The sequence below is a fragment of the Pseudomonas sp. AL 58 genome (genome assembly GCF_036348395.1).
GTDB lineage: Bacteria > Pseudomonadota > Gammaproteobacteria > Pseudomonadales > Pseudomonadaceae > Aquipseudomonas > Aquipseudomonas defluvii.
The window spans coordinates 550,233-574,030 of record NZ_JAZBQR010000002.1; the positions used below are offsets into that span (position 1 = coordinate 550,233).

Here is a 23,798-nt window from a genome sequence, read left to right on the forward strand (position 1 = left end):
GTTAGTGGGGCGGATTATCCACTGGCTCTGCGAACCGCGCAGCGCTGTGTCAGGGGAGGTCATGCGAGATTTTCTTAGGTACTTCCTTTGATTCAAAGAAAATTCCTACAGCTCCATGGGAAGCGTCCTCTTTAAGGAAATATCTATTGGGGGGATATTCATTTCGGTGTCAGGTTTTTTACTTTCGGGTTGATATTTTTTACTGGCATGCGTGGCGCCTGCTTGCTGCTGTTTTTATTTTTAAGAATCAGTCCGCTCGGTTTGCAGTTGCGTGCATTCAGACGATTGATTCCTTTTTATGAAGTTGGTGGATGTCGTACTCATCTAAACTTTCTGCTCGTTATCTTGAACTTGCCAAGCGCTCTGTTTCACCTGGGGGCTTTGCGGGAGAGGATGTGCGCTTTTCGGTTGAGTTCGAGGCGCTGGAAGCTGAGCTGGGCAAGGCGCAGTCCATGCATGAAAGTGGTCAGGTCGACTGGATGGCAGTGCTTGAGCGTAGTGAAACGCTGTTGCGTGACCAGTCCAAGGATCTGCGGGTTGCGGTCTGGTTGACGTGGGCCTTGTATCAGCGTGAAGCCTTTCCGGGGCTTCTGGCGGGCATTGGTTTGTTGCGTGTGTTCTGTGAGCAGTATTGGACGGATATTCATCCACAGAAGCTGCGTACTCGCAGTGCCGCCATGCGTTGGTTGGTGCCGCGCCTTGATCAGGCTTTGAGCGAGACGATTCCGGTCAAGGAGCAGCAACCACTGTTCCGCTGCGTGCTTGAGCATCTGGAGGGCTTGGAAAAGGCGCTGACGGTACACCTGGGTGACGACGCACCGTTGCTGTTACCTGTCTGCCGACGCTTGAACAGCATGCTTAAGCGTGCCGACGATGATCGGCATGAGGCCGGCACTGTCGGTGCGGTAGTGGCTCAGGTCAAACAGGCGGCGGCACAGCTGTTTACGCCCGGCGCACCGATTGACAACGAGAAGGATGCCCACAAAGCGCTGCGTGCACAGCAGGAGGGTGCACGTCCGCTGTGTGCCTGGTGGCTGCGTCAGAAAGCGACTGATCTTCGTGCCTTGCGCCTGAACCGTACGTTGTTGTGGCTACCGATTGATGTAATGCCAGAGCGCAATGCCGAGCAGGTCACGGCTTTGCGCGGGCTGCCGGGCGACAAGTTGAGAGCTTATCAGGAGCAGTTTGAGCAGGGGCAGTACGCTGATCTTCTGCTTGAGCTGGAAGCCAGCCTGGCCAGGGCGCCATTCTGGTTCGACGGCCAGCGCCTGGTCTGGGAGTGCCTGCAGGCGCTAGGTGCTGAGCAGGCGATGCGTGAAGTGGAAGTTCACTTTGCCTTGTTGCTGCAGCGCCTGCCAGGCGTAGTCGAATTGCGTTTTTACGACAGTACACCGTTTGCCGACCCTGCCACTCGTAGCTGGATCAGTGCGCAGGTGATGCCTCATTTGCACAGTACTGAGGTGCCGCGCAAGGTTGAAGTTGGTAGCGATCAACCTGAATGGGAAGAAGCATTGGAGGCTGCCCAGCCGATCCTGCGCAAGGAGGGGCTGAAGGCTGCCGTACACCATCTCAAGCAAGGCTTGAGAAGTGCCCATGGAGGGCGCACGCGTTTTTTTTGGCAGTTGAGCATGGCTCGACTGTGCTTCATGGCCAAGAAATACGAGTTGGCCAAGACTCAGCTCGAAACCCTTGACCAGGAACTCCAGCGTTCGGGTGTGCATGCCTGGGAGCCTGACCTTGTGCTCGAGGTGTTGAACCTGCTGCACGGCTGCTGTGAGTTGTTGCCGCAGAACCATGCCGTCCGCGAGCGCAAGGACGAGATTTATCGACGGCTGTGCCATCTCGATCTTGAAGTGGTACTCGAATAGGCCCAAGGGCCGCAACCGAAAGGAGAAACACCATGGCCAAAGAAGGCTCGGTAGCGCCGAAGGAGCGCATCAACGTCACCTTCAAGCCTGCTACAGGCGGGGCTCAGGAGGAGATCGAACTGCCGCTGAAGTTGATGGCGATCGGTGACTATACCCAGCGAGTGGACGAGCGCAAGGTTGAGGATCGCAAGCCGATCAGTATCGACAAAATGACCTTCGACGAAGTGTTGGCCAAGCAGGAGCTGAGCCTGACGCTGAGTGTGCCTAACCGTCTGCAGGACGACAGCGACACTGATGAGCTGGCTGTGCAGTTGCGGGTCAACTCGATGAAGGACTTCAACCCGGCCAGCCTGGTCGAGCAAGTGCCTGAGTTGAAAAAATTGATGGAACTACGTGACGCACTGGTAGCCCTCAAAGGCCCGCTGGGTAACGCACCGGCCTTTCGCAAGGCTATCGAAGGCGTGCTTGCCGACGATGAGTCGCGTGCACGTGTACTGGGTGAGCTAGGGCTGAACACCGCCCCGGCCCAGGACGCCTGAGCCTCCCATTTGCCAAGGAAGTCATCACCATGAGCAGCACTGCGACACAACAGAACAGCCCTGAAAACAGCGAGTACAGCATTCTTGACAGCATCATCGCCGAAACCCGCCTGACGCCCGACGATGATGCCTATGGCATCGCCAAACGTGGCGTCTCGGCGTTTATTGAGGAGTTGCTGAAGCCGCACAATAGCGGCGAGCCGGTGAAGAAGGCCATGGTCGATCGCATGATTGCCGAGATCGATGCCAAGCTCAGCCGGCAGATGGATGAAATTCTTCACCATGCCGATTTCCAGTCGCTGGAGTCTGCTTGGAGAGGCCTGCAGTTGTTGGTGGAACGCACCAACTTTCGTGAAAACATCAAGATCGAGATTCTCAACGTTTCCAAGCAAGACCTGCTGGATGACTTCGAGGATTCGCCCGAAGTGATGCAGTCAGGCCTGTACAAGCATGTCTACACGGCTGAATACGGCCAGTTTGGCGGGCAGCCGGTGGGGGCGATCATTGCCAACTACTTCCTGTCACCCAGCTCGCCTGACGTCAAATTGATGCAGTACGTCTCCAGCGTTGCCTGCATGTCGCATGCTCCATTCATCGCGGCTGCCGGCCCGAAGTTTTTCGGCCTGGAAAGTTTTACCGGCTTGCCGGACCTGAAGGATCTGAAAGACCACTTTGAAGGCCCGCAGTTCGCCAAATGGCAGAGCTTCCGGCAGTCCGAAGATGCGCGCTACCTCGGTCTGACACTGCCGCGCTTCTTGCTGCGTAACCCGTACGATCCGGAAGAAAACCCGGTGAAGTCGTTTTTGTACAAGGAAACCGTCGCCAACAGTCACGAGCATTACCTGTGGGGTAATACCGCTTATGCCTTTGGCACCAAGCTGACTGACAGTTTTGCCAAGTTCCGCTGGTGCCCGAACATCATCGGCCCGCAAAGCGGTGGCGCAGTGGAGGACCTTCCATTGCACCACTTTGAAAGCATGGGCGAGATCGAGACCAAGATCCCCACCGAAGTGCTGGTGTCTGACCGTCGCGAATATGAGTTGGCCGAGGAAGGCTTCATTTCCCTGACCATGCGCAAGGGCAGCGACAACGCCGCATTTTTCTCTGCTAGTTCGGTGCAGAAACCGAAATTTTTCGGCATCAGCGCCGAAGGCAAGACGGCCGAGTTGAACTACAAGCTCGGCACCCAGCTGCCATACATGATGATCGTCAATCGCCTGGCCCACTACCTGAAGGTGCTGCAGCGCGAGCAGATTGGTTCGTGGAAGGAACGCACCGACCTTGAGCTGGAGCTCAACAAGTGGATTCGCCAATACGTCGCCGACCAGGAGAACCCCAGCGCGGAAGTGCGTGGCCGCCGCCCGTTGCGAGCAGCCCAGATCATCGTCAGCGATGTGGAGGGTGAGCCGGGTTGGTACCGCGTGAGCCTGAATGTGCGCCCGCACTTCAAGTACATGGGGGCTGACTTCACGTTGTCTCTGGTTGGCAAGCTGGACAAAGAGTAACCGGGGTTCGGGCCATGAATGGAAACGGCAGTCTTTTTGAGCGGTTGAGTGGTGAAGCTGACAAGCGCATCGGCTGGAGCCGTGAAGCGTGTGTCACCGCTTCAGTGGCCACCCATCTGGCGAAGATGCTCAGTACCCGTGCGGGCAGTGTGCAAACGCTATCCGATTATGGCCTCCCTGATCTGAACGACATGCGCCTGAGTTTGCATGATGCTCTGAGCCAGGCCCGTAGCGCCATCGAGCGTTTTATCGAGGCCTATGAGCCGCGTCTCTCCTGCGTGCGTGTTGTGTCCCAGCCGCGTTGTCACGATCAACTCAAGCTGTCCTTCAGTATTGAAGGGCTGCTTGACGTAGATGGCGTCAAGCGGCAGGCCAGTTTCTCCGCGCACATCAATGGCGGCGGACAAGTGAGCGTGACGTGATCATGGATGAAAAGCTTTTGAGAAGGACTGTCGTGTATGCGCCACGTGTTGCGGTCCTCGCACAGCAGGCTGAAAGGCGGGTAGATCATGGCCTTTAACCATTACTACCAGAGTGAACTGACAGCATTGCGCCAGTTGGGGCGCCGTTTCGCCGACCGTAGTCCGGCGTTGGCGCCTTTTCTGGGGCAGGCCGGGCGGGATCCGGATGTAGAGCGTTTGCTTGAAGGGTTCGCGTTTCTTACTGGGCGTTTGCGTCAGAAGCTTGATGACGAGCTTCCGGAACTCAGTCACTCCTTGATGCACCTGCTGTGGCCGAACTACATGCGGCCGCTACCGGCCTTCAGCATTTTGCAGTTCGAGCCCATGGAGCGGCCCGGTCCGGCGTTTCGGGTCGAACGTCACACGGGGGTGAAAAGTCTTCCCGTCGACGGCGTGCAATGCCGCTTTCGCACGTGTTACCCAACCGATGTCCTGCCGCTGAAACTGAGTGCATTGAACTACTCGGTCAAGGGTGATGGAGCGCTGTTGGGCTTGCGCCTGGAGATGAGCAGCGAGGGGCATGTCGGCGAGTTGAACCTGAGGCAGCTGCGGCTGTTCCTGACCGGTGATGATCGTTACATCGCCCAGATGCTCTACCTGAGCCTGTTGCGCAACCTGGACCATATCGAACTGGTACCGCTGGACAGTGATGGTCAACCGCTGGTCAATGCCGCTGGCGAATTGAACCTTAAATTACCCGGTGACCGGGTGCAGCCCGTAGGGTTTGCCGAAGAAGAGGCACTGATTCCCTATCCGCTGAATACCTTTCGTGGCTATCGCTATTTGCAGGAGTATTTTGCATTCCAGGACAAGTTCCTGTTTGTTGACCTCGATGGTCTTGAGGTGCTGCAGACGCTACCGCAGGAGCTGTTGGCACAGACGCGAGGCCTGGAGTTGCGTTTCGATATTCGCAAGAGTGGTATCCAGCGCCTGCGGCCGACCTTGGACAATGTGAAGCTCTACTGTACGCCCATCGCCAACCTGTTTGACCACGATGCATTGCCGATTCGTCTTGATGGCAAGGAGGACGAGTACCTGTTGTTGCCGGCCAGCTATGACCTTGAGCACTGTGGGGTGTTTTCGGTCGACCGTGTGGCGGGCTGGAGTACCGGAGGTGTCGGTTATCGGGACTATGTGCTGTTTGAGTCGTTCGAGCATGACGCCAGTTTCGACGTACCTCAGAGCCGCCCGCACTACAGTGTTCGGCAGCGGTCGTCGCTGCTGCATGAGGGGCTGGATACTTACCTGAGCTTTGCCATTCGTCAGGCTGAAGTGCAGGAAACACTGTCCATCGAGCTGACCTGTACCAACCAGAACCTGCCGCGTCGCCTCAAGTTGGGGGACATTTGCCTGACCTGTGAAGGGACCCCCGAGTTTCTCAACTTCCGCAACATCACACCTACGACCTCAAGTTTTGCGCCCCCGTTGAATCGCGATTTCCTCTGGAAGTTGATCAGCAACATGTCGCTCAACTACTTGTCGCTTGCCAACGTCGATGCGCTCAAGGTGATTCTCGAAACCTACGATTTGCCGCGTTACTACGACCAGCATGCAGAAAAGGTCAGCAAGCGGCTGCTGGGAGGGCTCAAGTCGATTCGTCATCAGCCGGTGGACAGGTTACACCGTGGGCTGCCTCTGCGTGGCTTGCGTACTGAACTGACCATTGACCCGGAGGGTTACATCGGCGAGGGCGATCTCTTTGTTTTCGCCTCGGTGCTGAACGAGTTCTTTGCGCTTTACGCCAGTCTCAATTCGTACCATGAGTTACGAGTGAAAAGTACACAAGGAGAGGTGTACCAATGGATACCGCGAATGGGGTTACAGCCCCCGCTTTAACCGGATTGAGCCGGGTAATTCGAGAGTACTCGCTGTTCCAGGCTGTGTTGTTGGTGATCGACCGGCTGCGGGAGTATCACCCAGAACTGAGCGACGACGAGCTCTACGAACAGATGGAGTTTCAGGCCAATCCAAGCCTGGGTTTTCCCGGCAGTGACGTCGAACAAGTGGTGTTCTTTTACGAGCACGGAAAGCTGCGCGCGCGTTTACGGTTCAACCTGATCAGCCTCTTTGGTTCCGGTTCGCCGCTGCCTGCATTTTACGGTGAGCAGGCACTGGGTGATGGTGAAGAGGGTAACGCGACCCGCCACTTTCTTGACCTCTTTCATGATCGCCTGCAGCGGTTGATGTTGCCCATCTGGCGCAAGTATCGCTATCGGGCGAGTTTCAAGAGCGGTGCGCTTGATCCGTTTTCCGAGCAATTGTTCGCCCTGATCGGTCTGGGAGGCCGGGATATTCGCGAGGCGCGGGAGCTGAACTGGAAGCGCTTGTTGCCTTACCTCGGCCTCCTCAGCTTGCGGGCGCACTCTGCTGCATTGATCGAGTCGGTACTGCGTTACTACTTCAAGCATGCGCATCTGGTGATCGAGCAATGCATCGAGCGCCGGGTCGACATTCTTGACGAGCAGCGTAATGGCCTTGGCCGGTGCAATAGCCGGTTCGACGAAGACCTGGTTCTTGGCGAATCGGTACGCGACCACAGTGGCAAGTTTCGTATCCATATCCGTCAGCTCGACTGGACACGCTTCCACGAGTTCCTGCCGATCGGCGCCGGCTACCAGCCATTGTGCGCGTTGGTGAGGTTCACGCTGCGTGACCCATTGGATTACGACATCCGCCTGGTGCTGCGCCAGGAGGAAATCCGCGAACTGCGTATCGGTGAATCGAACGTCTGCCACCTGGGCTGGACCAGCTGGCTGGGGCCTGAACACGCTGACGGCGTGGTCACCCTGGGCAGCAAAACTCATTAAGGACAGAGGCTCATGATTAACGTAGATCTGCAACAACTCATCCAGGCCCTGGACACCGAAACCCGCCGAGACCTTGAACGCGCGGCTGAGAGTTGTGTCTCCCGTGGTGGTAGCAAGGTTCTGGTTGAGGACCTGTTATTGGGGTTGCTGGAGCGTCCGCACGGCTTGCTTGCACGAGCCTTGAGAGACGCTGAAGTCGAAGCGGGTGAGCTGAGTGCCGTGTTACAGGTGCAGGCCGAGCACAGTGCTTCGCGTAATCCGGTGTTCGCTCCTGAACTGGTGCAATGGCTGCAGGATGCCTTGCTTGTGGCAAACCTGGATCTGGGGCAGAGCCAGGTCGAGCAGGCCGCCCTGATTCTCGCTTTGGTGCGTAACCCGCTACGTTATGCCGGTAGCCGCTACCAGCCTTTGCTGGCCAGGTTGAACATTGAGCGGCTGAAGTCATTCGCCCTGTCGCAACAGGTCACCACTACCCATGAAAAATCCGGTGTTCAGGGGGAGTCGTTGTTGCAGCGTTTCACCCATAACCTGACGCAGCAGGCGCGTGACGGCACGCTTGACCCGGTCTTGTGTCGCGATACTGCGATTCGCCAGATGGTCGATATCCTCGCCAGGCGTCGCAAGAACAATCCAATCGTGGTCGGTGAGGCTGGCGTCGGCAAGACGGCCATCGTGGAGGGACTGGCTTCGCGCATTGTTGCCCAAGAGGTGCCAGCGGCGCTCCAGGGGGTTGAACTGCTGTCGCTTGATATGGGCCTGCTGCAAGCCGGAGCGAGTATCAAAGGCGAATTCGAACGCCGCCTCAAGGGGGTGATCGATGAGGTCAAGGCTTCGCCGAAACCGATCATTCTGTTCATCGATGAAGCCCACACGCTGATTGGTGCCGGTGGCAATGCAGGTGGGGCGGACGCTGCCAATCTGCTCAAGCCTGCGTTGGCCAGGGGAGAGTTGCGCACCATCGCAGCGACTACCTGGGTCGAGTACAAAAAATACTTTGAAAAAGACCCCGCCCTGGCACGGCGATTTCAGCCGGTGCAATTGCATGAACCAACGGTCAGCGAGGCGGTGACCATTCTGCGTGGGCTGGCGCAGGTCTATGAGAAAAGCCACGGCATCTACCTGCGTGATGATGCCGTGGTGGCTGCCGCTGAATTGTCGGCACGTTACCTGGCCGGCCGACAGTTGCCGGACAAGGCCGTCGATGTACTCGATACCGCGTGTGCGAGGGTTCGGATCAGTTTGGCCGCAGCGCCAGAGCGCCTGGAACACTTGCGCGGCAAGCTGGCCGAAGGCAAGCGACAGTATCAGGCGTTGCGCCGCGATGCCGAAGCAGGGTTGCTTGTTGAGCAGTCGGCTCTGGACGCATTGCGGGTACATCTGGCAGAAGTGGACGAAGAACAGCAGGTATTGGCGGAGCGTTGGCATGAGCAGCGCAGCCTGGCCGAACGGCTTCTGGAGCTGCGCCAGCGATTGGCTGAGGCTCGCGAAATCGGTATGCACGAGCAAGCTCAGGACGCCGCCGCGGAGCAACACAGCATCGAGGCGCTGGAAACGCTACTTCATGATACCCACCAGGCGTTGTGTGAGGCTCAGGCTCAAGAACGCCTGGTCAGCTTTGAGGTGTGCCCTCGTTTGGTGGCGGAAGTGATCAGCGCCTGGACGGGCGTACCGTTGGCACAACTGGCCTGGGAGCACAACGCCAAGGTCGCTCGTTTTGCCACTGACCTGCGAGCACGCATTCGTGGCCAGGAGCAGGCTGTACAGGCACTGGACCGTGCCATGCGTGCCACTGCCGCAGGGCTGAACACACCCGATGCACCGGCAGGGGTGTTTTTGCTGGTGGGGCCCAGTGGTGTCGGCAAGACTGAGACTGCATTGGCGCTGGCCGACCTGTTGTACGGTGGCGAACGGTTCATAACCACCATCAACATGTCCGAGTTTCAGGAAAAACACACGGTTTCGCGCCTGATCGGAGCGCCGCCAGGTTACGTGGGGTATGGCGAGGGGGGCATGCTCACCGAAGCTGTGCGACAGAAGCCTTATTCGGTGGTGCTGCTCGATGAAGTCGAAAAGGCTGACCCCGATGTCTTGAATCTGTTCTATCAGATCTTCGACAAGGGCGTTGCCAATGATGGTGAGGGGCGCGAAATCGATTTTCGCAACACCCTGATTCTGATGACCTCAAACCTGGCCAGCGAGCGTATCAGTGCACTCTGTCTGCACGGCGAGCGGCCTACTGCCGAGGCGCTGGAAGACGCCATTCGGCCAACACTCAGTCAGCACTTCAAGCCGGCGTTGCTCGCGCGCATGCGTGTGGTGCCGTACTACCCGATGGACGCAACGGTGCTTCGTGAGCTGATTGAAATCAAGCTGCAGTACCTGGGCGAGCGTTTAACCAGGCGGCAATTGACGTTCAGCTACAGCCCTTGCCTGGTGGATCACCTGGCTGAGCGCTGTACCGAGAGTGATAGCGGTGCGCGCTTGATTGATCACCTGCTTGACCGGCACCTGTTGCCGCACGTGGCCGACCGTCTGCTGGCGTCGATGGCCACAGGTGAACGTCTCTCACGGGTGCATGCGACGTTCGACAATAGCGCAGACGTGGTGTGTGAGTTTGTCTGAGGGCGCGCAGATGTTTACGCGAGTAGCGCAACCCTTGATCTATGCCGAGGCGGTGCTGGCGCAGTTTGCCAGCTTGTCGCGTGTGACAGACGAAGGTGCGTTGTTGGCCGATTTCGTCCGGGCCACCGCTTCGCTCAGTGGTTGTGAGTTGAGCCAGTTGTACCTGCTTGATGCCACTCATACCACATTAGGGCTGAGTGCAGAGTGGCTGGACGGTGTACTCCAGCCTCGGGAAATGGCCACGTTGCCTGCAGACTACAACGGTGAGCAATTGTTGCAGTTTGCGCTGTGCCAAAACCGAGAGGTCAGTATCAGCGACCTGAGCGGGGGCATCCATGAAATCAGTTTTCTTCCACGGCACGCCAAGGCATGGCGCTCGTTGTTGTGTGTACCGCTGAGTGATCGCCAGCAGGCCGTTGCAGGTGTTCTGCTGTGTGCCAGTCGCAGGCCTGTCGATCTGCAGGGCTTTGCTAGTTCACTGAGCGTCCTTGGGCGCTTTGTGCTCGGCCAGTTGCATCTATTGCAACGGCGCCTGTGGTCCTCCAGTGATGTGCCACCGGCATCAGAGCCGGTGATCTGTTCGGGTGCTTATGGCCTGATCGGCAAGAGTGCCGGAATGCGCCAGACCTATCAGTTGATCAGCAAGGTGTTGCACACCCCGTACACCGTATTACTACAAGGCGAGACGGGTACCGGAAAAGATGTGGTGGCACGGGCAATTCATGATTATGGCCCGCGCCGATCAAAGGCCTTTGTCGCGCAGAATTGTGCGGCGCTTCCGGAGCAACTGCTGGAGAGTGAACTGTTCGGTTATCGCAAGGGCGCGTTTTCCGGTGCCAACAGTGACCGGGTAGGGCTGTTCGAGGCTGCTAATGGCGGCACCTTGCTGCTGGATGAAATTGGCGACATGCCGCTCACCCTTCAGGCCAAGTTGCTGCGCGTATTGCAGGAAGGCGAGATTCGTCCGTTGGGGGCCAATCAGACGCAACGGATCGACGTGCGGATCATTGCCGCGACCCACCGTGATCTATTGGCACGGGTTCGTGAAGGGGCGTTTCGTGAAGACCTCTATTACCGCCTGGCGCAGTTTCCAATCACGCTACCGGCCTTGCGCCAACGCGAAGGTGATTTGCGTGAGCTGGCTTTGCACTTCGCTGACAAGGCCTGCGCATTCCTGCAGCGTGAGCCACTGAAATGGTCGGATGCGGCATTTGAACGCCTTGGCGGATACAGCTTTCCGGGCAACGTCAGAGAGCTCAAGGGCCTGGTCGAACGGGCCGTATTGCTGTGCGACGGCGGTGAGCTGTGCAGCGAGCACTTCACCTTGACTACCGACACGTTGCCGCAGGCGCCTGCCCGTAGCCTGCGTGAATGCCTGGAGCAGGTTGAGCGCAAATTGTTGCTTGATTGCCTGCGCAAGCATGGCGGTAACCAAACCCTGGTGGCACGCGAACTCGGCCTGCCACGCCGCACCCTGTTGTATCGACTCGGACGCTTGAGCATCCCGCAGGGCGGTGTTGACGGTTAGCAGCACATGACCTTTTTACGCCTTTTTTCTTTCCGGTAGCCCTGAAAGGACAGGGGTTCTGCACGCTTTTTTCAAGGAGATTTTCTGATGTCTGTTCGTCACTGGCCACCGGTGTTGCTGGTCCTGATTGTTCTGGGCGGCTGCAGCGGTAACTACAAATTCAATGACAACGCGTATCGCCCGTTGGGTGACCCGCAGGCATTCAATCGCGGCAAGTGATCGCAAGGAGCCTCATCATGGAACTGATTTTCGATTGGCTGAATCCACCCCAGCCTGCCGCTGGAGTCTCTTGCAGTAGAACCTTTGGGGCGTTCGGCGGTGTGATCGGACGGGGTGTGAATTGTTACTGGCCCCTTTCGTGTGCTGCGTTGACGTTATCAAAGCAGCACGCGCTGATTACGTTCGACAACGGTAAGTTCATGCTGATCGATATCAGCACCAATGGCACGTTGGTCAAGGACACTGGCCAGCGCTTGCGCGCGGGCGAGTCGCTACCAATCGAGCATGGTTTTACGTATGTCGTGGGTGACGTCGAGCTCCGTGCAACCCTGGTGGGTGCTGATGTTGACGACCCCAGGCCGACTGAGCGTCCCCCGCAGGCAGACAATCACATTCCACAGGGGGCATTGTTCGGTTTCGATCTGTCTGGCTCCGACGATGACGACGACCAGATCTATGCAGAATTTCAACGGCTAGACGAGGGATCGGCCGTGTCTTATCCGGTGCATCCGGGTGCGGACTATGCCTCCATCACGCATGAGCATCTGCATGTACCGACGCTTCAGGCGCCGCAGGACATGGCCGCTCGTGAGGAGCTACCGCTCACTCCAGAGGTGCGTAGCGAAGGGTTCTGGACGCAGTTTGGCGTTGCTCTGGGCGTTGATGTCAACGCGCTCGATGAGTCGGGCCGGGAGGCGCTGGCGCTCAAGGTTGCGGCGCTGTTCAAGCAGAGTATCGACGGTATCCAGCAGGGCTTGCATACGCGCAGTGCGTTGAAGCGAGAGCTGCGTCTGGCTGTGACCACGGAGGGGGCCAGCCGTAATCCGCTCAAGCACACCGCGGATGCCAGTGGCGCGTTGAGCCTCATGCTGTCACCGGGAGCGCCAGGGCAACTGCCTGCTGACCAGGCGCTGGCGTTTGCGTTTCGCGAACTGCAAGCACATCAGGTGGCGTTGCTTGGGGCAACGCGAGCGGCATTGCGTGGCGCCCTTCAGCATTTTTCGCCCCAACAGCTGACCTTGTGTTTCGAGCGTGAGGGGCATCAGTCACTGTTTGCGACTGCGTTCAGTCGCTGGAAAGCTTTTGAGCGTTACCACCATGCGCTGTGTCGAGATGACGAGTGGAGTGAACGCTTGCTGGCGCGAGACTTCGCCCGTGCCTACGAAGAGCAGGTCCGCCTGATCACCACCCTCCATCACCCACACCAAGGATGATGCTTATGCCTCGCTTGACTTCATGCTTCAAGACGATTGCCGCGTTGACGGCACTGCTGCTGTTGGCGGGTTGTGCATCGCTCTCGCCGTATTCGAACCTGACCAAGCTGAACCTGAAGCTGACCGCCAGCGATCAGCTCAACCCAGACCTCCACGGACGCCCGTCGCCGATCGTCGTACGCCTGATGGCGCTCAAACATCCGGTGGCGTTTGAGAACGCAGATTTTTTCAGCCTCTACGAGCGTGCCAAGGAAAGCCTGGCGGTGGACTTGTTGGCCAGTGAAGAGCTGGAGCTGCGTCCGGGGGAATCCATTGAGCTCAAGCTCAGTGTCGAACAGGGCAGTCGCTATGTCGGCGTGGTGGCGGCTTACCGCGACTTGTCGCAAGCCCGCTGGAGTTACGTGGTTCCTCTCGCGCCAGAGGCCTTGACCGAGGTTGAGCTGGTGCTTGCTCAGGCAGGTATTCGCTCCCGTAACGACCCATTAGCAAGCACGGATAACTGATCATGAACAGGGACAAAGTCATTTGGCAGGAAGGCATGTTGCTGCGCCCGCAGCACCTTCAGCACAACGACCGTTACTACGACTATCAAATGAGAAGCCGAACCCACCTGCTGGGCAGTTACATGTGGGGATTTTTGCGATTGGAGATCGACCAGCAGTTTCTCAAGATGGGGAAGCTGGCGATTAGCCAGGCCTCCGGCATCTTGCCGGACGGCAGTCTGTTTGAACTGGGGGGCGAGGGGCAGCCGTTGGTGCTCGATGTTCCACCCAGTACGGGTAATACGCCGGTCTACCTGGCATTACCATTGATCACGGGGCATCACATCGAGGCACGTCGGCCGGAACAATCCGATGTGCTGGCGCGTTACACCCACTACGAAACCGAGGTCGCGGACTCCAATGCCGGTGCTGATTCCAGCCGGGTGATCAGCTGCGCACGTCCGGATTTTCGCTTGTTGCTGGGTGAGCAACAGAGCGATCAGGCCTATGTGAAATTGAAAATATGCGAAGTTTTCGACACCTCGGCGGATGGCGCCATCACGCTTGCAGAGGACTTTGTTCCGACCTTCATCAATGCCCAGGCGTCTGGCTATTTGTTGTCCTGCCTGAAGGAAGTCATCAGCCTGTTGGCCCATCGAGGGGACGTCCTGGCGGAGCGGATCCGCTCTAACGGCAAGGTGGGCGGCGCCGAGGTGGGGGACTTCATGATGCTGCAGTTAATCAACCGAACCGAGTTGGTGTTGCGCCACTTTCTGGATATTGAACAGGTGCATCCTGAGGTCTTGTACCGCACGCTACTGGCGATGCTCGGGGACCTTGCAACCTTCTCCAGTGAGCACAAACGCCCGCACCTGGACAGCCGCTATCAGCACAGTGACCAGGGCTCCAGCTTTCGCAGCGTGATGAATGCCATCCGTCAGGTGCTGTCGATGGTGCTTGAGCAGCATGCCATCGAACTTGAGCTGCAAGTGCGCCAATACGGTGTTCTGGTCTCCCCACTGAATGACCCTACGCTGCTGGACTCGGCCTCGTTTGTGCTTGCCGCCAGTGCCCATTGTGACGGCGACGAACTGCGCCAGCGTTTGCCTGCACACCTCAAGGTCGGCGCCGTGGAGCAGATTCGACAATTGGTCAACCTGCACCTGCCGGGTATCAAGGTCAGGCCGTTGCCGGTGGCCCCACGGCAAATTCCGTTTCACGCCAACAAGAGCTATTTCATCCTGGAACTGAGTGTTGAAGAGCGTTCCCAGCTGGAGAGCTCGGGTGGTTTCGCCTTCCATGTGTCGGGTGAGTTTGCCGAACTTGAACTGGCTTTCTGGGCGATCAGGAATTGAACGGTATGTCTGAAGAAAAGCACCGTTATCAGGACTTGACCGTTCTTGCCAGTTCCCACAATGGCAGCCTGCCAGAGGGGGCACCATTGACCGACCAGGCAGGCGCGGTACGTGTCGAGGCGCTTGCTGATCGGCTGGTGTTCAGCGCCACTGCGCGCCCAACCCACAGTTTTACCCTGAGTATCAACACGTTGGTTGCTGCGGCCTCCGAGCTGCTGTCCGAGGTCATCAGGATCAAACAGAGCCGTGTTGGCGAAGAGCTCACATTACTTAACAAACGCCTGCAGAACCATGTCACTGCCTTTGAGCAGCGTGCGGGTCAGCTTGGGGTGGAAAGCCGTCAGGTCTCGATGGCCTCTTATGTGCTGTGCACGGTGGCCGACGAAGCAGTGGTCACGACGTCGTGGGGCGTTAATAGCGACTGGTCTCAGAAGAGCCTGCTCAGCACTTTCCATAACGAAACCTTCGGTGGCGAGAAGTTCTTCTGGCTGCTTGAACAGTCGTTGAAAGCGGCTGCCGGACATTTGCAGATGCTGGAGTTGATGTACCTCTGCCTGGCGCTCGGGTTTGAGGGCAAGTACCGAGTGGCCGACCGCGGCATGCAGGGGCTCGATGGCATTCGCGATGACCTGTACCAGCGTATCCGTCAGTTGCGAGGCGATGTACCGCGCGAACTGTCGCCGCAATGGAAAGGCTTGGGTACCCAGCGGCGAAATCTGGTGCGCATCGTACCGACCTGGATGGTCGCGATGTTCACCTTGGTCTGCCTTGGGGTGATGTACTCGGGATTTGCCTGGGTACTCGGCGAACAGCGTGAGCGCGCGCTGCAGCCTTATTTGCCGACGGACTCGGCAGCGGTTCAGCTTCAACCGCCATACAGAGACATGCCATGAAAACCTTTTTCGAGAACATACGTACCTGGTTGTCCAGGACCTGGGTCTGGTCGCTTTTGCTGGTGCTGTGCCTGGCGCTGCTGGTGTGGTTTGTCGGGCCACTGTTGGCGGTTGATGACTACAAACTCTGGGCACCTGCGACGTCCCGTCTGCTGAGCATCAGTGTGTTGTTTCTGTTGTGGGGGCTGGGGCTGGTCTTCAGCAATTGGCGCGCCAGCGTACGCAAGCAATTGGCCGAAACCCTCGAAGACTCCGAGGCTCGTCGCAGCAGCCGCGAGGCGATGGATGCGCAGCGGCGTGAAGTGGTCCGCCGTTTCAAGCAGGCGTTGCGTACCTTGAAAGCGTCAAGCCTCTACCGTGGCCGTAGCGAACGATGGCGCAACGATTTGCCCTGGTACCTGCTCATCGGTCCCACGGCCAGCGGCAAGACCAGCCTGTTGGAGCTGTCGGGGCTTGAGTTTCCTCTCAACAGCGTTGACCGTAAGGCCAATGGCGATGTCTCCAGCACCCAGCACTGCGACTGGTACTTTGCCGATCACGGCATTCTGATTGATACCAGCGGGCGCTATCTGGAGCAATCCAAGGCTGCTGTCGATGGCGGTGCCTGGTCTACCTTGCTTGGCCTGCTACGTAACCGCCGGCGTAATCGTCCACTTAATGGCGTGGTCGTGACGGTGCCGGTGGGCGTATTGCTGAGCGTTGACAGAGATAACTTCACGACCGCCGTGCAACAGGTGCGTGGTCGACTTCATGAGATACATCAACGGCTGCAGGTCGACTTTCCGGTCTATCTGGTCCTGACCAAGGCTGATCTGCTACCCGGCTTCGACGCCTTTTTTAGTCAGTTGACCCACGAGGAAAGCCAGCAGGTGCTGGGGAGTACACTGCGTGCCGATCAGGACGGAAACGATGCAGGGGTACTGCGTGGGGAGTTTGAAGCGCTACTGCACCGGTTGAACAGCCAGGTGATTCAGCGAGTGCACCTGGAGCGTGATATCGAGCAGCGCGGGTTGATTCTCGACTTCCCCAATCAGTTGGGGGCACTGGGGGATGGGTTGTGCGAGTTCGTTCAGAAGGCCTTTGGCGGTAATCGCTATCAGCTTGCTATCCCCTTGCGCGGCTTTTACCTGACCAGCGCTGCAACCGCTCCGGCCGAGCCGAGTGCTCATGCAAACCAGCACGTGCCAGTCGATTCAGCTGCCGCCTCCATGGGGCGTTCATGGTTTATCCATCATTTGTTCAGCAAGGTCATTTTTCCCGAAGCCGATCTTGCAGGATTGGACTCGCGTGAGCGCCGTCGTATTCATTGGGGACAACGGGCGGTTTACCTCACCGCGTTGGCGGTGCTGGTCGGGCTCGGGCTGCTGTGGAGCAATGGTTTTTCGGCCAACCAGGAGCGTTTTGAACACCTGCGTGAACTGGCCAGGCAATCGGCTGCACAGGATTCACAGGCGCTGGCTGCGAATGACCCGGCAACCTTGCTCAAGGCGCTTGACCTGCGCTTTGCGGCAACCGAGGTATTCCCTGAGGCTGCGCAGGTCTCACCCTTTGAACGTACTGGGTTGTATCAGGGCCGCGCCAGCAAACCACTGCTCGATGCTGCATATGAGCGTGAGCTGGAGGAACGGTTGCTGCCTTGGCTGGCAGCGCAACTTGAAGGGCAGATTCGTGGCAGCCTGAAGGACCGCACACGCTTGCTCAACAATCTGCGTGCCTACCTGATGCTGAACCTGACGACGCGTCGCGATGCCGCGTGGCTCGAACAATGGCTGGCGTCGCAATGGTCTGCGCGTTATTCCGGCAACACGGCGCTTCAGCAAGGCCTCAATGCTCATTTGCAGCGTTTGTTGGCCCGGCCATTCAGCTACCCGCTCAACGACACGCTGGTTGGTCAGGCGCGCCATGTGTTGCGTGGCGAGTCGTTGGCCAATGTGGTCTACCGCGTGCTGCGCGAGCAGGCTCGGAGCATGCCGGACTATCGCTTAAGCCAGCACCTGGGTTCACAGGGCGGTTTGTTTGTTGGCGCGGACCATGTGATACCGGGCTTCTACACCCAGCAGGGTTATCAGCAGTACTTTGCGCCTCAGGGCGTTAACCTGGTGACCGATATCCTGCGGGACAATTGGGTGTTGGGTGAGGGCAGTGATATCAGCGCCATGGACCTGCGGCGGCTGATGGTCGAGCTTGAGCAGCGCTACTTCCGTGACTATGCCAACTATTGGGGGGATGCGCTCGGCCGGGTGGCGCTAAGGCCCTCGAACGATGCTGGCGAAGCCGCCGAGTTGCTGGCCGGGCTGATTTCGGCCAATTCGCCGGTGCTGCTACTGCTGCAAGAAGTCCGAGAAAACACCCGCTTTGCATTGGTTGCAGACACGCTGGGCAGCCTACCGACGCCTGCCGATCGTGGGGGCGACAAGGCCGGTGCGTTGGGCAAGCTGACTGTCGCTGCAGCAGGCCAGGCCCAGGGCGCGTTGGCCAAGGCGTTGCCGGACACGGCGAAACAGGCGCTGCAGCGGCGCTTCGAACCCCTGCACCGGCTGCTTGATAACAACAATGGCCCGGCTGGCGACCTGACGCCAGCCTTGCAAGCCCTTAACGATGTGCAGTTGCAACTGGCCAGCCTGGCCCGCGCCAGTGCCCCTGAGCAAGCGGCATTCGACATGGCCAAGGCCCGCATGAGTGGCCAGCGCGATGCCTTGAGCAGCTTGCGCAATGCGTCGGGGCGTTTGCCGCGACCGGTCAGTGCCTGGTTCAGTGTGTTGGCCGAGGACAGCTGGCGTCTGGTGCTTGACGATACCTACCGCTACTTGAATCAGCGCTACCAGAGCGAGCTGTACAGCTTCTACCGCAAGGCGGTCCACAAGCGTTATCCCTTTGACGCCCACAGTGCCAGTGATGTCGCGTTGGCGGACTTTCGCGAGTTCTTCAAAGCCCAGGGGATTGCCGAGCGCTTCTTCGAGACCTACATGCGGCCCTTCGTCAGTGGTGATCCGGGGCGCTATCGCCTACGCAGTATCGATGGCCAGAGCTTGCCTGCGTCCAATGCCTATCTGGACCAGATGGCTGCGCTTCAGGTCATTCGACAGAGCTTTTTTGCCCACAACCCGAACGAGCCCGAAGTTCAGTTCAAGCTTGAACCCTACACCCTTGATCCGTCGGTGAGCCGGGCCGAGTTCCGCTTTGGTCATCAGGTTGTCGAGTACCGCCATGGCCCCATCGTGCCAACGGCATTCAGTTGGCCAACCGATGCGCAGGATGGACGCAGCAGCCTGGTGCTCGAACGCGCGGTCGGACGGCCGATCGGCATCGAGAAGAATACGGGGCCTTGGTCATTGTTCCGCTTGTTTGACCTGATGCAGACCGAGTACCTCAGTGGCCGTGATGTGCTGGTGCTCAAGGCCGACGTTGGCGGCCTGCGAGCCAATTACCTGTTGATGAGCCAACGTACGCCGAATCCATTTGATATGGGCGTGTTGCGCACCTTCCGTATGCCGGTGCAGCTCTGATGGTGTCTGAAAGGGCGTGTTGTAGCGCGGGGCACACCGAGGTTGGCAAGGTGCGTGAACACAACGAAGACGCCTTTCTCGATTGCCCCGCGCAGGGGCTCTGGGTTGTTGCCGACGGCATGGGCGGTTACGAGCGCGGCGCCATGGCCAGCCAACTGATCGTCACCAGCCTGGCCGATCTGCCGGTGACTCTGAGCCTTGATGAGCGGATCAAGGCGGTACGCCAGTGTCTGCATTGGATTAACCGGCGCCTGAGCCAGGAACTGACGGTTACCGAGGGGCACTCTGAGCGCATCATGGGCAGCACCGTGGTTGCCCTGATGCTTGAGGGTAGCCGCGCGGCATGCATCTGGGCCGGCGACAGTCGCTGCTACCTGTGGCGAGAGCGGCGTCTGTACCAGTTGTCCAGAGACCATTCGCTGCAACAGCAACTGATTGAGCAACAACAGATGAGTGCCGAGCAGGCCAGCGCTCACCCGTCGGCGAATGCCCTGACTCAGGCCGTTGGTGCACGGGCGCAACTGACGCTGGATATGCTCGAGTTCACTGTCTATCCCGGTGATACCTTGCTGCTGTGCAGTGATGGCCTCTATCAGGCGCTGGAGTGTGAAACGCTGGGCAGTGCCCTAAGCCGTTCTACACCGCATATGGCGTTGCAACGGTTGTTCGAGGCCGCGCTGTGTGGCAGTGCTCAGGACAACCTGACAGCCGTGGTGATCCGTCGATGAGTGAACCGGAGAGCGACGCCAGCCTGTACTCGGGCTTTGCCCCTGTCGGCCAGGTTCAATGCACGCCTGCCAGCGTCCATGGCAAAGCGCTGCCTGATGTGGTTGCCGGGCGTTACCGCATCGAACGCCTGCTCGGTGTTGGAGGCATGGGGTGTGTCTACCGTGCGCGGGACTTGCTGCATGAACAGTTCGGCGATCCTGCGCCCCCTGTTGCGCTGAAGTTTCTCGCGGACAGCCTCGACGAGTCGCCGGATGGCGCGGCGCTGCTGTACAGCGAATTCGCGCTTACCCGGCACCTGCACCATCTGAATGTCGTGCGCCTGTACACCTTTGAAGTCGACACCGATTGCCAGCGTGCCTTTATCAGCATGGAGCTGATGCAGGGCCTGACGCTGGACAGGCTGCTTTGCGAGCATCCGCTGGGACTGCCGTGGCACATGTTGCGCAGTATTGCCTTACCGCTGCTCGATGCCCTGGCTCATGCACACCAGCGCGGTGTCGTGCACGGTGATCTCAAGCCCAGCAATGTGATGCTCTGTGACGATGGTCCGCGGCTGTTCGACTTTGGCCTTGGGCACGCCGAGGAAGGGATGCCTGGCCTTGCACGCTTGAGTCGAACCCGTTTCAACGCCTGGACCCCAGGGTATGCCGCCGCTGAATTGCTGGAAGGGGCAGCGCCTTCGGCCCGCTCCGACCTGTTTGCGCTGGCCTGTGTGCTGTATGAGTTGGCCGGGGGCAAGCATCCCTATCGTCGTTTGCCAGCAACCCAGGCCTGCGCCGAGGGCCTGGAGCGAGCACTGCGTGCGCCGAACAATCTGCCCAGGCATTGCTGGTCGGCCCTGCGCACCGCGTTGGCGTTGGATGCCTCACGGCGAACCATCAGCGCTTCTGACCTTCAGGCTGTATTGAGCCGTGTGCCGTTCTGGCGCCCGCGTTGGCAAGGGCAGTGGTGGTGATGCCACCGCAGACCGTGAGCTCACGCGGGAAACAGGCGGCATGCGGTGTGGCTGGAACGCACTTTCAGACGCGTCCTACATCCTTCTGGAAACGTCTCTGGTAGCGTTATTTCCTTTTTGAATTCGGGCCGTTTACGTACGCGCAAGCGCCCTGCTTATTGAACTTGCGAAAGGAACAACGGATGTTCGCTTGCGCCAATCAAACCGCGTTCAGCCTGACGTTCAACGACGTCGACCACGACTTTCAGGTGCTGGCGTTCAATGGCCAGGAAGCCATCAGCACACCCTATGCCTTCGAGGTGGAACTGGTCAGTGAGCGTGCCGATCTGGCGCTTGAGCACCTGCTGCACAGGCAGGCATTTCTGGCGTTCAATGATCAGGGCGCAGGCATTCACGGGCAGGTGTTTCGCATCGCACGGGGTGAGTCCGGCAAACGCCTGACCCACTACCACCTGACGCTGGTGCCGCAACTGGCCTACCTGGCGTTGCGTCGTAATCACCGGATCTTTCAGCAACGCACCCTGGAGCAGATCATCGCGCAGGTGCTCAAAGACCACGGCATTCTCAGCAACGGCTACCAGATGCACCTGGAGAAGACCGCCTCACCACGTGAATACTGCGTGCAGTATGGTGAGACCGATCTGTACTTCATTCAGCGGCTATGCCACGAGGAGGGCGTGAGCTACCGCTTTGCGCATGGCCCAGAGGGGCATGTCGTGGTGTTCAGCGACCATCAGACCTTCTTCCCCAAACTCGGCCGGCCCACGCCTTACCAGCAGGACAGCGGCATGGTGGCCGATGAGCCGGTGATCAATCGCTTCGAGGTCCGACTGGAGGCGCGCACTCGGCGGACTGCACTGCGCGACTATGACTTTGAGAAATCCAGTTATGTGCTGCAGGCCGAGGCTGCGGCGGATGCGTTGTTTCCAGAGCCGGACCTGGAAGACTACAGCTACCCCGGCGGCTTCCTGACGGGCGAGCGTGGCAAGCCGCTCAGTCAGCGGACCATGGAGCGTCACCGCGCCGACTACCGTCAGGCCGAAGGCCACAGCGATCAACCTGCGCTGGTCAGCGGCTATCTGCTGGAACTCTCCGAGCACCCGCGCAAGGCGTGGAACGGCCTATGGCTGCTGACCTCAATTGAGCATGAAGGCAAGCAGCCCCAGGTATTGGAGGAATACGTTACCCACGACGACGGGGGCGAGTTCTCGCAAGGTTACCGTAACCACTTTACCGCCACGCCCTGTGATGTGTTTTACCGCCCGCCGAAGGCCTATCCGAAACCCCGTATACCGGGCAGCCAGACCGCCCGGGTGACCGGCCCGAAAGGCGAAGAGATCTATTGCGATGCCTATGGCCGGATCAAGGTGCAGTTCCACTGGGACCGTGAAGGCCAGAACAACGACCACAGCAGCTGCTGGCTGCGGGTGGCCTCAGGGTGGGCGGGTGACCATTTTGGCAGTGTCGTCATTCCCCGTGTGGGCATGGAAGTGCTGGTCACTTTCCTGGAGGGGGATCCGGACCGTCCGCTGGTCAGCAGTTGCCTACCGAACAGCATGAATCCCGTGCCTCATGAATTGCCGGCAAGCAATACCCGCAGCGTCTTTCGCAGCCGCAGTACGCCGGACGGTAGTGGTTTCAACGAACTGCATATCGAGGATCGCAAGGGCCAGGAACTGATCTACCTGCGCGCCCAGCGTGATATGGAACAGAAGATCGAGCACAACAGCCGGCTGGACATCGGTCATGAGCGCAAGACCACCGTGAAAGGCAACTGCATCACGGTCCTGGATGCTGAGCAGCATCACCGTGTCAGTGGCGACCGCAAGGTACATCTCAAGGCCAATGACTACCGGCAAGTGGCTAACAGTTGTCATACGCAGGTCGGGCAGGTGTTGGTGGTCGAGGCGGGGCAGGAGGTGCACCTGACGGCGGGGGGCTCTGTGGTGGTCGATGCAGGTGCCTGCCTGGCCCTGAGAGGCGGCGGTCAGCAGGTGTTGATCAGCGCTGGCGGCATCTTCAGCAGCACGGACATTCAGTTGGGCGGGGCGCCTGTTGCCGCTATGCCCGCCAGCCCGCAGTTGCCGGGTGTGGTCAGTGCCTTGTCGGCGCCTCAGGTACAGGCACAACGGCAGGCGCTGTCGGGCGCTCCAGCGCGCTGCGAGGTCTGTGAGCAGGCCCGAGCACGGGCGCAGCAAGCATGATTTCAGAGCGCCCGGCTGACTACCTGTTGATTGATGGCGTGCTCAGGCCAGAAGCCCTGGCCAGGCTGCAGGGTTATCACGAACCATTGGAGGTTGTACCGCTTTACGCCGGAACGCGCTGGGCCGAGTTGTCGGACCTGGGGCCGATACTGGTGAGGGCCCCCGCGCATTCAACGCTCCTCCAGCACGCGAGCACTGCAGACAACGGCTGGGCCAACAGCGTCAGCCTGCTGTACAGCACCCAGCCGATGAAGGTGGTGGCAGAGCATCTGCGCCATTTCATCGCGCCGCCCGATACGTTGGGCGGCACTGGCCTGTTGCGTTTCGCCGACCCGTTGGTCGCGCACTTCTGGCTGGGCAGCTACCCCGCCGTGCATCTGGATGAGGTGCTGGGGCCACTCGATGCCTGGCAGGTGCCCGAACCCCATCATGCCTGGGTGGTGTGCGATGCCACTGGCTGGCGCACCTTTGTCCGTACAGCAGCGCCACCGACATGGGCGGATGACCACGCACGGCTCAGTCACGCGCAGCTTGAAGCACTGGGCAATGCCGGGCGCTGGCGGTTTATCGAACGGCTGTATGCACAGCTTGTCCAGTATTTTGCGCCATCGTTGACCGCGCGCGATCAACGCACCCTCGCGCAGTGGTTTGACGCCCGCCTGGATGACGGCGAGGCCTGGGGGCTGACGACAGAGCGGGGCCTGAGCACTTGGGTGCAGTACAGCCTGTGCTGGGGCGATGACTTTACGGAGCACCCCGACGGCCCTTATCGACGCTGGCTGGCGCACAGCCCTGAGGCGCTCAGGCTGCCTGCGGATCAACGCCTGGAACGGTTGGATGACCACTGCCTGGCAATCGAATTAGACAAGGATGCAACATGAATCAGGAAGCCAGTCCGGCAGAGCTTAGGC

At 59.1% G+C, this 23,798-nt stretch carries 18 protein-coding genes; all 18 read left to right on the forward strand.

Features of this window, described 5'->3' with window-relative positions:
* The first annotated feature begins 311 nt into the window (after window positions 1-311).
* The 18 genes from tssA to UIA24_RS03070 all read left to right on the forward strand — a co-directional run bounded on the left by tssA (window position 312) and on the right by UIA24_RS03070 (window position 23,768).
* Window positions 312-1,868: a type VI secretion system protein TssA gene (tssA, locus tag UIA24_RS02985; protein ID WP_330522149.1), complete on the forward strand. Its 1,557-nt coding sequence runs from the start codon at window positions 312-314 to the stop codon at window positions 1,866-1,868.
* A 32-nt stretch (window positions 1,869-1,900) separates the two neighbouring features.
* Window positions 1,901-2,407, forward strand: a complete 507-nt coding sequence (gene tssB / locus UIA24_RS02990) for a type VI secretion system contractile sheath small subunit (RefSeq protein WP_065760324.1) — start codon at window positions 1,901-1,903, stop codon at window positions 2,405-2,407.
* Between the two features lie 29 nt (window positions 2,408-2,436).
* Window positions 2,437-3,912 carry a type VI secretion system contractile sheath large subunit gene (tssC, locus tag UIA24_RS02995; protein ID WP_065760325.1) on the forward strand — a complete coding sequence of 492 codons (1,476 nt, stop codon included), beginning with the start codon at window positions 2,437-2,439 and terminating at the stop codon, window positions 3,910-3,912.
* Between the two features lie 14 nt (window positions 3,913-3,926).
* A complete protein-coding gene (tssE, locus tag UIA24_RS03000; protein WP_065760326.1) occupies window positions 3,927-4,334 on the forward strand; it encodes a type VI secretion system baseplate subunit TssE in 408 nt (135 codons plus the stop codon).
* Window positions 4,335-4,421: 87 nt separating this feature from the next.
* Complete coding sequence (gene tssF / locus UIA24_RS03005; protein ID WP_330522150.1) at window positions 4,422-6,209, forward strand: type VI secretion system baseplate subunit TssF; 1,788 nt, start codon at window positions 4,422-4,424, stop codon at window positions 6,207-6,209.
* A complete protein-coding gene (gene tssG, locus UIA24_RS03010; protein WP_330522151.1) occupies window positions 6,173-7,180 on the forward strand; it encodes a type VI secretion system baseplate subunit TssG in 1,008 nt (335 codons plus the stop codon). Before tssF ends, tssG begins: the two co-directional genes overlap by 37 nt.
* 12 nt (window positions 7,181-7,192) lie before the next feature.
* The gene (tssH, locus tag UIA24_RS03015) at window positions 7,193-9,802 is read left to right on the forward strand and encodes a type VI secretion system ATPase TssH (protein ID WP_330522152.1); all 2,610 of its coding nucleotides are present in this window, start codon (window positions 7,193-7,195) and stop codon (window positions 9,800-9,802) included.
* 10 nt (window positions 9,803-9,812) lie between these two features.
* Window positions 9,813-11,330 carry a sigma-54 interaction domain-containing protein gene (locus tag UIA24_RS03020; RefSeq protein ID WP_330522153.1) on the forward strand — a complete coding sequence of 506 codons (1,518 nt, stop codon included), beginning with the start codon at window positions 9,813-9,815 and terminating at the stop codon, window positions 11,328-11,330.
* An 87-nt stretch (window positions 11,331-11,417) separates the two neighbouring features.
* Window positions 11,418-11,549, forward strand: a complete 132-nt coding sequence (locus UIA24_RS03025) for a type VI secretion protein (protein WP_065760330.1) — start codon at window positions 11,418-11,420, stop codon at window positions 11,547-11,549.
* 17 nt (window positions 11,550-11,566) lie between these two features.
* On the forward strand, window positions 11,567-12,763 hold the full coding sequence (tagH, locus tag UIA24_RS03030; RefSeq protein ID WP_330522154.1) for a type VI secretion system-associated FHA domain protein TagH: 1,197 nt from the start codon (window positions 11,567-11,569) through the stop codon (window positions 12,761-12,763).
* 5 nt (window positions 12,764-12,768) lie between these two features.
* Window positions 12,769-13,266 carry a type VI secretion system lipoprotein TssJ gene (gene tssJ / locus UIA24_RS03035; protein ID WP_065760332.1) on the forward strand — a complete coding sequence of 166 codons (498 nt, stop codon included), beginning with the start codon at window positions 12,769-12,771 and terminating at the stop codon, window positions 13,264-13,266.
* A gap of 2 nt (window positions 13,267-13,268) precedes the next feature.
* Window positions 13,269-14,600, forward strand: a complete 1,332-nt coding sequence (gene tssK, locus UIA24_RS03040) for a type VI secretion system baseplate subunit TssK (protein ID WP_330522155.1) — start codon at window positions 13,269-13,271, stop codon at window positions 14,598-14,600.
* A gap of 5 nt (window positions 14,601-14,605) precedes the next feature.
* Window positions 14,606-15,493, forward strand: a complete 888-nt coding sequence (gene icmH, locus UIA24_RS03045) for a type IVB secretion system protein IcmH/DotU (RefSeq protein WP_330522156.1) — start codon at window positions 14,606-14,608, stop codon at window positions 15,491-15,493.
* Window positions 15,490-18,999, forward strand: a complete 3,510-nt coding sequence (gene tssM, locus UIA24_RS03050) for a type VI secretion system membrane subunit TssM (protein WP_330522157.1) — start codon at window positions 15,490-15,492, stop codon at window positions 18,997-18,999. The genes icmH and tssM overlap by 4 nt, the downstream gene beginning before the upstream one ends.
* A complete protein-coding gene (locus tag UIA24_RS03055; protein WP_330522158.1) occupies window positions 18,999-19,727 on the forward strand; it encodes a PP2C family protein-serine/threonine phosphatase in 729 nt (242 codons plus the stop codon). Before tssM ends, UIA24_RS03055 begins: the two co-directional genes overlap by 1 nt.
* Window positions 19,724-20,683 carry a serine/threonine-protein kinase gene (locus UIA24_RS03060; RefSeq protein WP_330522159.1) on the forward strand — a complete coding sequence of 320 codons (960 nt, stop codon included), beginning with the start codon at window positions 19,724-19,726 and terminating at the stop codon, window positions 20,681-20,683. Before UIA24_RS03055 ends, UIA24_RS03060 begins: the two co-directional genes overlap by 4 nt.
* Before the next feature lie 182 nt (window positions 20,684-20,865).
* Entirely contained in the window at window positions 20,866-22,887 is a 2,022-nt protein-coding gene (locus UIA24_RS03065; RefSeq protein WP_330522160.1) for a type VI secretion system Vgr family protein, read from the forward strand.
* Window positions 22,884-23,768: a DUF4123 domain-containing protein gene (locus tag UIA24_RS03070; protein ID WP_330522161.1), complete on the forward strand. Its 885-nt coding sequence runs from the start codon at window positions 22,884-22,886 to the stop codon at window positions 23,766-23,768. Before UIA24_RS03065 ends, UIA24_RS03070 begins: the two co-directional genes overlap by 4 nt.
* The last annotated feature ends 30 nt before the right edge of the window (window positions 23,769-23,798 follow it).